Here is a 12,839-nt window from a genome sequence, read left to right on the forward strand (position 1 = left end):
TATGGATTATCGGTCTTTCGCAGAGTCTTCAAAATTGGCGGGCGCAGTAATACGGCGCTTTTTATTCCTCTCGCTATTGTTCCCGCTGGTCGCGCAGGCGACCGAGATTCGGCCGCTTCCGGCCGAGACGTCCGAAACGCAGCAATCGACCGCGTTTCCTCTGGTGGTGAATGAGCGTGCCGCGCCCCTGGTGCTGGCCGATGATGCGCCCGAAGTGATCCGGATTGCGGTCAAGGATTTCGCGGATGACGTTGAGCGTGTGACCGGAAGTCGCCCGGACATTCGCCACCGGCCGCCCGGAAACAATGCCCCCTATGTCCAGGTGGGGGTTCACCCGGAGTTGGACGGTCGCTGGGAAGCCTTCCGGCTTTCGTCAAATGCCCAGGTGCTGGCCGTGGAAGGGGCCGACCCGCGCGGGGTGGCCTATGGCATCTACGAGCTCTCGCGTCGTATCGGTGTCTCTCCCTGGTACTGGTGGGCGGATGTGCCCGTTGAACCCAGGGACAAGCTTTATCTGACCGCGGCCCGGGAACCCATCGACGAGCCCGCCGTGCGTTACCGGGGGATCTTTATCAACGATGAATGCTGGGGTCTGGGCGCCTGGGCCCGCAAGACCTTTGATCCGGACACCGGCACTCTCGGCCCGAAGATTTATGAGCGGGTGTTTGAATTGTTGCTGCGCCTGCGTGCCAACGCCCTCTGGCCCGGCATGCACCCCTGTACCACGCCTTTCCATCAGGTGGAGGGCAACAGCGAGCTGGCCGATGACTACGCCATCGTGGTCGGCTCGAGCCACGCCGAACCCATGTTGCGCAACAACGTCGGGGAGTGGGAGGAGCCCAAGGACCACTACAACTTCCTGACGCACCGCGACAAGGTCATGAATTATTGGGAAGAACGGGTAAAAGAACGCCGCTCCGGCGAGAGCCTCTGGACCCTGGGCATGCGCGGCATTCACGACAGCGGTATTGTGGGCCCGGAATCCCAGGAAGAGCGCCTCGATGTGCTGGAGGAGTTGTTCGAAGCGCAGCGCGGCCTCCTGGCCAAACATTTGGGCGATGGTGATCCCACAGAGGCGGCGCAGATTTTTGTGCCCTACAAAGAAGTGCTCAAGGATTACAACGCGGGATTGAAGGTGCCGGAGGATGTGATCATCGTCTGGCCGGATGACAACTTCGGTTATGTGCGCCGTTACGCCACGCCGGAAGAGCGGGAGCGCCCCGGAGGTCTGGGCGTCTACTACCATCAGTCATATCTCGGTTCACCGCTGTCCTGGCTCTGGCTCGATTCCCAGTCGGTGTCCCTCGTCTGGTCCGAAATGACCCGGGCCTACGAACAGGGCGCGAATGCTTTCTGGGTCGGGAACGTCGGTGATATCAAGGCCCACGAGTTGAGCACGGAGTATTTTCTCGACCTCGCCTGGAACGCGGATCGGGCGGGCCCGGAGACACCTATGCAGTTCTTGCACGACATGGCCGCCCGGGATTTTGGCACCGAACTTGCCGATGCCATTGCCAACCTCTGGAAGCGTCATCAGCACCTGGCCTTTGCGCGCAAACCGGAACATCTGCAGTGGCATCTGTCCCTGGAGCCTTACCAGCCGACCGAGCTGAACGACGCAGAGATTCATCGGCGCCTGGACGCTTATGAGGACCTGGTGGTGGATATGGCGCAGGTGGCGAGCGACGTGCCGGAAGCGGCACAGGATGCCTTCTACCAGCTGGTGGAGTATCCGATCCGGGCGGCAGCGGCGGCCAACGAGCGCTACTTTCTGGTAGAGCTGGCTCGCCGGCAGAATGTGCGCGGTGCGGACGTCGCTGAAACGACCTTTGCCAAAGCCGAAGACGCTGCGCAACGGATCGAGACTCTGACGGAGCGCTACAATAAAGAAATGGCCGATGGTAAGTGGCGGCATATTCTCACCGCTGGTGGGGTGGCCCCCGACGATTGGCTTCGCTTCCAGCCCGAGCCCATTCCGCCTCTGGGCTCGCAAGAGGATGTGGTGCGAGAGTCACTGTCTGAATCGGAGGACAACCGGTTCGATGCCAATCCAGCGCCGTCCGATGCGCAAGCGGGAGATTTCTTTGAGTCGGAAGGTGTGGTGTCCATCAACGCCGGACACTTTACCGACCGCGAAGACAATGCCGAGGGCGGCTGGCGAGCGGTGGAAGGCCTGGGCCGTACCGGTTCGGCGGTCACGGTACTGCCGTCCACTCTGGAGTTCGACGCCGATGCCGTGCCCCGGCTGAGCTATCGTTTCCACGTCGCAACGGGCGGTAAAGCGCAAGTCCATGTCCGGCTGCTGCCAACCCATCCGATTGTTCCCGGCAATGATCTGCGCCTGGCGCTCGCCGTGGACGATGGCGAGCCGATTCCGCTCGCGGTGACCGAGGGCTTTGATACCTACAGTGACGAATGGAAAGAACGGGTCCTTTCCAATGCCACCGAAGTCAGCCTGGAGCTGCCGGAGAAGCTGGCACCCGGCTGGCATACGCTGCATCTGGTCGCGGTGGATGCCGGGGTTGTCGTGGACAAAATCGTGATCGATTTCGGGGGCCTCCAACCCTCCTATGACGGTCCGCCGGAAACCCGTGTCATGAAATCGAAGGCCGCAAACGCCGAAAGCCAATCCTGGTGGTTTGATTTTGGTGCCGGCCCGGTGGCCGATGGTTACCGGGGCGTTGATGCGGATACCCGGTATTCGCCCGAGCGCGGCTATGGCTTTGTCGGTGCCAATACTCCCGAGTGCATCCGGGGCGGGGAGGATGCGCTGAGCGGCGATGCCTGCGAGTCTGCGGAGCCGTTTACCCTGGCCGTGGATGTGCCCGAAGGGAACTACGAGGTGTCCGTTCTTTTTGGCTTGCCGGAATCGTCAGCGGACACCACGGTCAAGGCCGAGGCACGCCGGCTGATGCTGCGCTCTGTCCCGACCCGGGCCGGTGAGCGGGCGAGGGCAACCTTCACCGTGAACCGGCGGAGCCCGGAGGTCGAAGGGGCGGGGAGTGTTTCCCTGAACGCGCGTGAAACCGGCCCACCCATGATTGCCCATTGGGACGAGCACCTGACCCTCGAATTTCTCGGTAACCCCGCTGCTGTCGCGGCGCTGCAGATTGAACCCGCGCCGGAAGCGACCACTGTATTTATTGCTGGGGATTCAACAGTCACGGACCAACGCAACGAGCCCTGGGCCGGCTGGGGGCAGATGTTGCCCGCCTTTTTCAAACCGGGCGTCGCCATTGCTAACCACGCCGAATCGGGCCGGGCCCTGTTCAGCTTTGAGGCCGAAAACCGGCTGGAGAAAATCCTCAATACCCTGAAGCGCGGGGATTATTTATTCATCCAGTTCGGGCACAACGATCAGAAAGACAAGAGCGAAGGCGCCGGCCCTTTCACCACCTACGCCGAAGACTTGCGCGAATACATCGAAGCGGTGCGTGGCAAAGGCGGTATTCCCGTGCTGGTTACGCCCATGGAGCGTCGCCGCTGGAATGACGGCAATCCGGGTGAAACGCTTGCCGATTTCGCTTCGGCCGTGCGCCAGGTCGGAGAAGAGCAGGGCGTGCCGGTCATCGACCTTCACGGCATGAGCCTGGAGCTCTACGCGGCCTTGGGAGAATCAGGTTCCAAACAGGCGTTTGTGCATTATCCGGCGAACAGCTTTCCGGGCCAGGATCAGGCGCTGAAGGACGATACCCACCACAATCCCTACGGTGCATACCAACTGGCGCGCGCGGTGGTGGAGGGTATTCGGGAGGAAGTCCCCGTGCTGGCCGATCACCTGCGTGACCCTGTGCTTGCGTATTATCCCACCGAGCCGGACTCCCCGGATGCAGTCGTCATCCCGGCAAGCCCGGTTTTCCAGCTTGAGAAGCCCGAAGGTAACTGAGTTATTCCTTGAGCTGCAATGAGCTATCGTTTATTTCGAACTCATTATTCTTGAGCATCAGGATGACTTCGGCACCGGCCAACATCACGGGTCCGTAGCCATGTGCGGCGTATAGATGGACCGGCCGGTAGTAGTAAAAGGCCGGATCAAAGCCCATGCCGGTGCCAACACAAACACCTTCCACCTGACCGGTCTCATTCACCTGTGTTGCAACGGCGTTCCAGGCCAGAAGCACCGCCGGGGAGTAGGCTTCTTTGTCGATGTAGCCCCGGTTGATGGCTCGCGCCATGGAATAGGCGAAGATCGCCGTCGCCGACGTCTCCAGGTAGGTATCATTACGGTCGAGTAGCTGGTGCCATAGGCCGGTGCCGTCCTGATACTTGACCAGTCCCCTGATATGCGCCTTCAGTTGATCCAGAACCCCGGCATAACCGGGGTGATCTTCGGGCAGCACTTCAAGCAATTCGACCATGGCCATCACCGCCCAGCCGTTGGCCCGTCCCCAGTAGAACTCCGGGTGATATTTCATCCCCTGCACCCAGCCGTGCATGTAGAGGCCTTTGTCTTCATTGAACATTCTCTCCGAAAACTGCTCAATTTGCTTGACCGCATCATCAAAGTATCGGCGTTCTCCGGTGTAGTGTCCCATTTGGGCCAGCGCCGGAACGCTCATGAAAAGATCATCCAGCCAGAGCGTATTGTCCTGGGGGCGATTGCGGGCCAGGGTGCCGTCGTCAAGGCGAAACTGCCCCTCACTGATGTACTCAAGAAAGCGGCTGATCAGCGGCTCGACCGGGGCATCCAGCCCGTTCGTTTTTGCCTTGATCATCGCGGCGGCCAGGGAACCGGAGTCATCAAGCGAGTCGGGGTTCAGCACACTGCGAATCGGGGAGCGCCCCAGGTTGTCGGCGTCATGGTTCGCGGCAATATCGGCGATGAGCTTGATGCGGCTCTGGGTGTAATCCGCATAGTCGGGGTCTCCCGTCGCCTCGGATGCCAACAGCATGCCCGCATAGGTGACGCCCCACTCATAACCGGTGATGTGGAAGGCGCCGTCGCCGAGGGCAATGTCTCCTGTCATTGCTTCCGGGTCCGCAATCGTTTTTCCCGTCTCTTTATCCACCACAACAGAGGCCGAGTTCTCATCCAGGAAGGCATGGACCCGATCAAGAACCGCCTTGACGCTCTCCACCTCCGGCGCGCCGTAGGGTGTCGGGTACTCGGCGGGAAGCAGGTGAAGTGGACCCGCTGCGTCATCGGTCTGAGCCATGGTCGCCGAGCCCCAACAACACAATAGGCTCAACGTGAGATGTTTGAGAGAGAGATGTTTGAGAGAGAGATGTTTGAGAGAGAGATGTTTGAGAGAGAGGTGGGTGGTGATTTCAGTGGTTATTCTTTTAATGGACTGGTACATGGTGGAAACCTCTGTAGCAGGATTGTGCAGAATCCTGGTGGAATGAAATCCGGATGACCCATTCATTGGAAGCGTCGAGAGTTGGGCGCCAGCCGCCCAACCCTGTGGGCTACCCGGCGCACTGGCGCAGATGCTTGAGAATACCCTCCACGTTTTCAGGGTTGGTGCTTTCCAGAAGGGTATGCACTCCCGGTTTGAGCGTCTGGATCAGTGACATCAGGTAGCGGTGATCCATGTCGCCGGTACCGGAGGGCAGGTCACCTTCTTTTTTCCCGTCTTTGACCACAAAGTCCTTGCTGTGAATCGCCACGATGCGATCGCCAAAGAGTCGGAAGGCCTCGTCCATCAGTTCCTGCTGTCGGTGGCACTCATCCAGCGGGAAAAAATTGACCGGGTCGTAGATCACCTGAACATTGGGCGAATCCACCAGCTCCAGCATTCGTACCATTTTCTCGTAGCTGTGTACCGTATGGTGGTGAGCCACGCCCTCAATGCCCACGATGGTGCCGTATTTCTCGGCGGTGTCGGCCAGGCGCCGGACGGAGTCGACCAGTTCCAGAAAAGACTCCTCTTTCTGACTGTCGGGGTGATAACTGCAGTCGCCGTTTTTCGAGCCGGTCTCGGTGCCGACAATGGCGCAGCCAAAATCCCGCGCAAAGCGCAGGTGCTCTTCAAAACGCTGCAGCGCCTGCTCTTTGGCTTCCGGGTCCGGGTGAATCGGGTTGATATAACAGCCCAGCACGGCGATGTTGATGCTTTGCGCGGCAAATTCGTCGCGAACGTGGTTGGCGAATCCCGGAGTCAGTTGCCCGGGCTGTTCTTTCAGAATCGGAAACGACTTGGCGGGTGCGAGCTGGACGCAGGATACGTCGTATTGGCCCAGCAGGGCCGCAATGTCGGTGGGTGTGCCCTGACCATAGTCGTGTGCTCTCAAGCCCAGATTCAGCATAAAACGTCTTCCTGTTGGTGATCAGTTCTTGGTGGTGTCGTTACAGGATCCCATCGAGCGCATGGCTGACGATCCTGGCATTCAGCTCGGCGCCTTCGCGCGAGGTGTGGGTGTGCTTGTCCGCGAAAAAGTCCTCGACCTTTTCCGGCCCCAGCTCGTCGTAGCGCTCGGCGACCCGTTCGTGCAGGTCAATCAGCGCGACGCCACTCTCGGCCGCGACCTGGCGCGCCCACTGGGGGTAACTGTCCTCCGGGCGCGCAATCCGCTCGCCGCTGTCATCCCAGATCTTCCGGGGCACCGGTGTGGCGAGAATGGGCGTCACGCCCCGGGCATAGGCTTCGCCGATCATCTTGCGCAGGTACCAGCCGTAGGTATGAACCGTTTCCGCCTTGCCGGTCAGGAGGTTGTCGATCTCCCGCTCGGCGGCGCCGATGCCATCAATGGTGCCGCGTGCCCGCTCTTCATCATTGAGCGCCCCGGAATCGTTGTGACCAAACTGGATCAGCACGTAATCGCCGGGGCGCGCCATGTTCAGGGCCCGCTCCCAGTGGCCACCGGTCACAAAAGTCCGACTGCTGAAGCCACCGATGGCCCGATTGACAAAGTTGTAGTCCTCGGCGTCCAGGGTGTTGCTGAGAAAGTCACCCCAACCCCACTGACCGCCGGCGCCATCGCCCCAGCCGTTGCGCACGGTGGAGTCACCCACCATGAAAATGCTGGTTTTCTCCGGGTAGGCGATTACTGGCAGGCGCAGAAAGGTCCATCCATAGGCCGTGACCTCGCGGCCCTTGTCGGAATACAGGTCCTCGGCCAGCGCGGGGCGCAGTCCCTTCAGAGCCGACACGATGGTCTCGGCATGAATTTCGGCCCCGGCGGCATTGAAGTGGGTATGGTCCTTTGGATAAAGCTCCGCCACTTTTTCGGGGCCCAGTCGGTCGAGCTTGTCGGCCACCGGGTTGGTCACGTCGATAAACGGTGTGTCCAGCTCCCAGGCCAACTGGTGCATCCAGTAACCATACCGGCCGTGACGGCGCTCGATCCGGTCCCGCTCCCACTTGTTGCGTACGGTCATCGACAGCAGTATTGGCTTGGCATTCTTCGCTTTTACGTCCGCTACCATTTGCCGAATGTAGTGGCCAAAGGTATAGACCGTCTCGTCCTTTCCGGTCACCTGGTTGGCTATCTCGGTCTTCTCCTCCCCGAGGCCGGGCAGGGTGCCGCGAGCGCGACGGTCGTCATTGATTTCACCCGCGTCGTTGTGGCCGAACTGGATCAGCACCAGATCGCCGGGCTCAACGTCCTCGATCAGGGCCTGCCACAGTCCCTCGGTAATGAAGGTCCGGCTGCTCCGGCCGCCACGGGCCCGGTTGTCGACCACGACCTGGTCCTCGTCCAGATAGCTCTGCAGCAGAGCGGCCCAGCCCTGGTGGTCTTCGCGCTGATAGGAGGCGGCGGTCGAGTCGCCCGCGACGAAGATGTGCCGGGGGCGTAAATCCTCGGCCAGGCAAAGGGGGGCGAGCAGGAGGGTGAGCACAAAGGTGATGAAACAGGTTGCCCGTCGTGTTGGCATGAAGCGTTCCTCTTGAGTCTGACGGTGGTTGATTCCGCGATTCTTATAGGCTGCTAGGCTGCGCGGCTAACGGGTGTCGAGGCACTGGATGGTTTGAATCGTCGGCCGAGCGGAAATTCAGAGGGGTACTATAATTCTGTTGTGACCTGATGTGCAATTAATTTATCGATTCTGACCTTTTTTGATTTTATGGGTTGAGGTGTGCAGGAGCCCCTGTTGCGCCGGACGGGCCGCGACAGGGGCTCCTGGTAGGGGCTCTTGGTAGAGGGAGGGGGGATCAGAACTGGTAACGCACCCGCCCGACCACGTTGCGCGCTTCGCCGGGGAAGCAGTCGCCCCGCGAGAGGCAAGTGGCCTGAAACTCCTTGTCCGCCACATTGCGGGCATTCAGGGTGAAGTCCCACCGGCCGGCCTCGTAGCCGATCATCAGGTCTCCCAGCGTGTAGGAGGGCGTGCGGATCTCGTCCCTTCCGCCCCAGCTCTCACCCATGTAGCGAAGGCCACCACCGAGCTTGAAGCCCTGGAAGCCGACAGGGCGCCAGGTGATCCAGGTGGAGGCCTGGTCCTGGGGCACACTGGCCAGGTGAAAGCCCTCGGCGGACTCGGTGTTCAGGCGGCTGGCGTTGAGCTCGACAGAGACGTCGCCCAGTGTGGCCACCGCTTCCAGTTCCACGCCATCCACCGTCGCTTCGCCCCGCTGCTGCTGGAACTCGCCCGCGAGCGAAGAAGGGTCGCTCAGGTTGCTCTGGGTGATATCAAAGTAGGCCAGGGTGACCATCGCCGGTAGCGAGCGGGGCTGGTACTTCACGCCCACTTCCACCTGCTCGCCTTCCTGGGGATCAAGCGTATTGCCACGCCCGTCGTCGCCAATGACCGGCTCAAAGGATTCGGCGTAGCTCGCGTAGGGCGACAGGCCGTTGTCGAATTGATAGAGCACACCGAGGGCGCCGCTGAGGGCGTCGTCCTGTTGACTCGCGGTGCCGGTGTCGGTCTCGGTATCGTCGACCCGAAGACCGGCGGTCACCCGCCAGTTGCCGATGCTGATCTGGTCATTGATGTAGAACCCCAGGTCCCGGGTGCGGGTCTCCGGGTTGACGCTGTAAAGGCCATTCAGGTAGTCAGTCGGTGGTACGTTGCCGTACACCGGGTCAAAGACATTGAGCCAGTAGGCATCCCCGAAGTCGTCATCCGGCCCCTGGCTGGCGGCATCATAGCCCAGGGCAAAGGCGTAGTAGCCCGCTCCACCCAGCGTCACATCCTGGTACTGGGCACCGATCAACACTTCATGGTAGAGCGCGCCGGTCGAAAACTGCGCCCGCAGGCGCGTGTCGATGGCCGCCTGCTCGGAGGTGGCGTCATTGCGGTAGAAGGTTCTCGGCACCAGGCCATCCTCATAGAGGCTGCCATCGTCATTGTAGACATATCGATCGCCCCCGATAAATGAGGTCCAGGCCTGCTGGTAGTCGGCTTCGGCATCGCTGTAACGGGAGGTGACTTCCAGGCTCCAGACGTTGTTGATCTGGTGGTCGGCCAGGAAGGTGACGGAGGTGGTTTCGGTGTTGTAGCGGTTGTATTCCGGCTCGCCGGTATAGGTGCTGTTTTCAATAAACTCCCCGTTGGGCGCGGGATTGAGCGTGCCCTGCAGCGGCAGAAACTGGGCGCCGGTGTCGCTCTCGGTTTCGGTGTGATTGACCAAAAGTGTCAGATTGGTGTCGGCATTGGGGCGCCAGGTGACCGAAGGCGCGATCACGGTGGTATTGTCCTCCACGAAGTCCACCTGAGTGTCCGAGTCCCGGTGCACGCCCACCACGCGATAGAGCCATTCGTCGTTGCCGCCGATCTGACCGGTGCTGTCGAACGCCAGCTGCTTGCGCTCGAAGTTACCCACTTCCGCCACGATCTCGTGCGCCGCCTCAGCCTTGGGCAGCTTGGAGACAATGTTGACGATGCCGCCGGGCGAGCCCTGGCCATAGAGGACCGAGGCCGGGCCTTTGAGAATCTCCACCTGCTCCAGTGTGTAAACATCCGGCCGGGTGTTGTTGTAGTTGCCAAAGAGCGACTGCAGGCTGTCCTGATACAGCGGGACGTCCAGCCCCCGGACTTTGAGCCAGTCCCCTCGGGTGGCGTAGCCGAAGGTCTTGCCGGTCACGCCCGAGGAGTAGGTGAAGGTATCATCCAGCGCCAGTGCTCCCTTCTCGATGATATCGAACTCGGTTTCAATGGAGACGGAGCGGGCGGTTTCCATGATCGGCGTGTCCGACTTGAGCGCCGAATAGCGCGAGACCTGACCGGAGACGTGCATTTCTTCAATGGCCGGCGCCTGGGCAAGGGCCCCGGAGGCGGCGGAGAGGGTACTGATGGTTAGAGCGAGTAGAGTTGGGCGGGTTTGCAACACGGAATGACTCCTGAAGGCTAATGTAACGACAAGCACGAATGATAGTCATTATCATTAACGGCGTCAACCGCTTTACTCTCAATCGATGGGGCGAGTACTTAAAGAGGGCTCAGGAGGTCTCTTCCTCCACCACAATACAGTTTCGACCTTCACTTTTGGCCCGATACAACGCCGCGTCAGCGCGCTTGAACGCATCCTCGAAGCGCTGGCCAGGCTCTACCTGGCAGACACCAATGCTGATGGTGACCGATTGCCCGCCCGCTTCGGGGTGCATTGCGGTCATTACAGATTGGCGCAAGCGCTCGGCCAGAGCGAGTGCCGATTTGCCGGACGTGTAGGGCAGTACGACAACAAACTCCTCGCCGCCCCAGCGCGCGGCGATGTCGGTCTCCCGGGTGTGGGTGAGAATCCGGTGAGCAACCCGCTGGAGTATGAGGTCGCCCACACTGTGCCCGTAGGTATCATTCACCGGTTTGAAGTGATCGATATCAATAACCATCACCGTCACCGGCCAACAGCTCTCGTCGTTGTCAATGCGACGGTGATAATCGTTCATCAACCCCGGCCGGTTCATCAGCCCGGTCAGAGCGTCGTGGCTGGAGAGCTCCTGGTACTTCGCTTTCTCTTGTTGTTCCTTCTGAAGTGTTTGACGCAGGTAAATGATGCGCCCCAGGCCAACCGCAATCAGTGCGATCACCCAGATGACCAGAATGCCCAGATACCATTGCTCGGCAGACACCCAGTCGCCGACAAAAGTCACCCGGTTTATCTTCAGGTCGTGCTCGCCCAATGCCGACGGATAAGCAATGTCGATGCCAAAGGTCAGCACGTTGTTCCGGCTCGCGGTAGAAAACTCGCGTGGCACGTTATTGTTGTTGACCCACCAGTCGGCCACCAGGAACTCTCCCATCTGGACAACAAACTGTTCGTCGGTCTCGGCTGAGGGAACATAGGCACTCAGGTATTTCGCGGTACCGCTCATCACCGGTTCATCCGGATTGGTGAACCCCGGGACGAACTCGGTGAGATAGATGCGCAGCTTTTCGTTGTCCCCGTTGTAGTCCACATCAATATAGGCGCGGCGATAGCGGCTCAGATCAACGGTTGGCTCAGATGGGGTATCGAAGTGGACGTGAATGCCGCAAAAAGGTGGGGAGGGAAGTTCTGATTCGCGCAAGACACAACGAAAATGATGCGCGCTTTCATTGACCCAGTGCGCGGTGCTGGCACCCCCGTGCATGTCGTCTGCATAGACATGGGCCACCCGATCCGGGTCAGGCAGCCAGTCAAAATGTTTCTCGGGTAAAATCGAGTGTCCAGCCACGGCGAGCACAGTCGCCAGCGCCAGCGCAAACAGCGTTCGACTAAAAAATCGGGAATCCAGCATGGGCCACTAATACGTTAATATAATATGCCCTAGCGTAGCCCAAAGTTGACAGAATTGCTAAGGACTCTTTGGTCAAATGGTCAATGGTCTTGATGAAACGCAAAAGTTCATCAGTGCCATAGGTGCTGAGACCCGGCTGGGAATCGCACCGGGCCAGAGGGGCTGTGCCATTCGTTTAATGTGCGCACAGACTGCCAATAGTGACCAATCAAGTGGGAAGCTGCAAATATTCTCGCTTATTTTTCAGTAAGTCATTGAAATAGTTGAATTATTGGTGACAACGTTACCGTCAGCTCAGGCGCTGGAGCATCTCGATGGCGCCGCAGGGTGGCTGGCGGAGTCGCCGACGGTGGAGCGGCTTCCGGGAAAAGGCGCTTGACTATCACGTAACGTCAGAGTTCAAGATGCTCAACGTCGATGATTACAACCTATATGAGAGTAGCCGTATGGACCCTGAAAGGACCTACAGTGTCAGTGAGTTGAGCCGGTTGGCGGGCGTATCGGTGCGGACATTGCATCATTACGACCAGGTGGGGCTTCTGAAGCCCTGGCGGAAAGAGAATGGTTATAGGGAGTATGACCAGAAGCACGCTGTTCGCCTTCAACAGATCATCATCTACCGGGACCTGGCCTTCTCCATCGAGGAAATAGCAAAACTGTTGGATTCGAGTTCCGATGATCAGGTAATGCTCCTCGACTCTCAGCGAGACGTGTTGTGGCAACGACAAAAGCAAATCCAAACCATGATTGACAGCGTTGAGGTCACTATGAAAAGTATTCAGTCAAAGCAGAATTTTGAAATAATGTTTGAAGGCTTGCCGAAGGAGAATCTGACGAATTATGAAAAATCGATCAACGACAGGTTCGACATTAGTTTTGAGGGCACCACCGAAGAGTTTCTCGGAGGGCTAAGTGCCGAAGAAACAAAAGCGTTGAAAGAGGAGGGGGACCGGTGGGCTGAGGACTTTGTCAATGTCATCCATCTTCCTGTGGAGTCGGAGCAGGTTCAGTGCTTGATTGAGGTTTATCATGAAATGATGAATAGGATGACTGGTCTCTTGGAAGAGCAGTTCCAGTTGGACTACGACAGAGTCCTTAAAACTTCTGCTTTTCTGGCGACCGACGAAGCCACGCAGGCGTTCTATAGCTTTTATCACGAGGACTATGCAATAAGGCTAGGAGAAGCTTGGAGGTACTTCGCTGAAAATCGATTGAAGCATCAATAAGGGGTGTTTCCT

Annotated in this window: 7 protein-coding genes; 2 read left to right on the plus strand and 5 right to left on the minus strand. The window is 59.2% G+C overall.

Going from position 1 to position 12,839, the window contains the following annotated elements; genetic code table 11:
• Position 1 precedes the first annotated feature (1 nt).
• Complete coding sequence (locus AAE484_RS16205) at positions 2-3,886, plus strand: glycosyl hydrolase 115 family protein (RefSeq protein WP_341939474.1); 3,885 nt, start codon at positions 2-4, stop codon at positions 3,884-3,886.
• A 1-nt stretch (position 3,887) separates the two neighbouring features.
• Here the strand turns inward: AAE484_RS16205 and AAE484_RS16210 are convergent, their stop codons facing one another.
• From AAE484_RS16210 to AAE484_RS16230, 5 genes are all read right to left on the minus strand, one after another.
• On the minus strand, positions 3,888-5,156 hold the full coding sequence (locus AAE484_RS16210) for a glycoside hydrolase family 88/105 protein (protein ID WP_341939475.1): 1,269 nt from the start codon (positions 5,154-5,156) through the stop codon (positions 3,888-3,890).
• Between the two features lie 253 nt (positions 5,157-5,409).
• Positions 5,410-6,249: a sugar phosphate isomerase/epimerase family protein gene (locus tag AAE484_RS16215; protein WP_341939476.1), complete on the minus strand. Its 840-nt coding sequence runs from the start codon at positions 6,247-6,249 to the stop codon at positions 5,410-5,412.
• Positions 6,250-6,289: 40 nt separating this feature from the next.
• Complete coding sequence (locus AAE484_RS16220; RefSeq protein ID WP_341939477.1) at positions 6,290-7,819, minus strand: rhamnogalacturonan acetylesterase; 1,530 nt, start codon at positions 7,817-7,819, stop codon at positions 6,290-6,292.
• 277 nt (positions 7,820-8,096) lie between these two features.
• Positions 8,097-10,214: a TonB-dependent siderophore receptor gene (locus tag AAE484_RS16225; protein WP_341939478.1), complete on the minus strand. Its 2,118-nt coding sequence runs from the start codon at positions 10,212-10,214 to the stop codon at positions 8,097-8,099.
• Between the two features lie 109 nt (positions 10,215-10,323).
• Positions 10,324-11,601 (minus strand): GGDEF domain-containing protein, encoded by a 1,278-nt coding sequence (locus tag AAE484_RS16230; RefSeq protein ID WP_341939479.1) that lies wholly within the window; start codon positions 11,599-11,601, stop codon positions 10,324-10,326.
• A gap of 314 nt (positions 11,602-11,915) precedes the next feature.
• Here AAE484_RS16230 and AAE484_RS16235 point away from each other — a divergent pair, with 314 nt between their 5' ends.
• Positions 11,916-12,827 (plus strand): MerR family transcriptional regulator, encoded by a 912-nt coding sequence (locus AAE484_RS16235; protein WP_341939480.1) that lies wholly within the window; start codon positions 11,916-11,918, stop codon positions 12,825-12,827.
• Positions 12,828-12,839 lie beyond the last annotated feature (12 nt).

Origin of the sequence: Marinimicrobium sp. C2-29 (assembly GCF_038419845.1) — a bacterium.
Lineage (GTDB): Bacteria > Pseudomonadota > Gammaproteobacteria > Pseudomonadales > Cellvibrionaceae > Marinimicrobium.

Coding starts and splice junctions, on each gene's coding strand:
- AAE484_RS16205 (WP_341939474.1), top strand. CDS start 2: ATGGATTATCGGTCTTTCGCAGAGTCTTCAAAATTGGCGGGCGCAGTA.
- AAE484_RS16220 (WP_341939477.1), bottom strand. CDS start 7,819: ATGCCAACACGACGGGCAACCTGTTTCATCACCTTTGTGCTCACCCTC.
- AAE484_RS16210 (WP_341939475.1), bottom strand. CDS start 5,156: ATGGCTCAGACCGATGACGCAGCGGGTCCACTTCACCTGCTTCCCGCC.
- AAE484_RS16230 (WP_341939479.1), bottom strand. CDS start 11,601: ATGCTGGATTCCCGATTTTTTAGTCGAACGCTGTTTGCGCTGGCGCTG.
- AAE484_RS16215 (WP_341939476.1), bottom strand. CDS start 6,249: ATGCTGAATCTGGGCTTGAGAGCACACGACTATGGTCAGGGCACACCC.
- AAE484_RS16235 (WP_341939480.1), top strand. CDS start 11,916: ATGGCGCCGCAGGGTGGCTGGCGGAGTCGCCGACGGTGGAGCGGCTTC.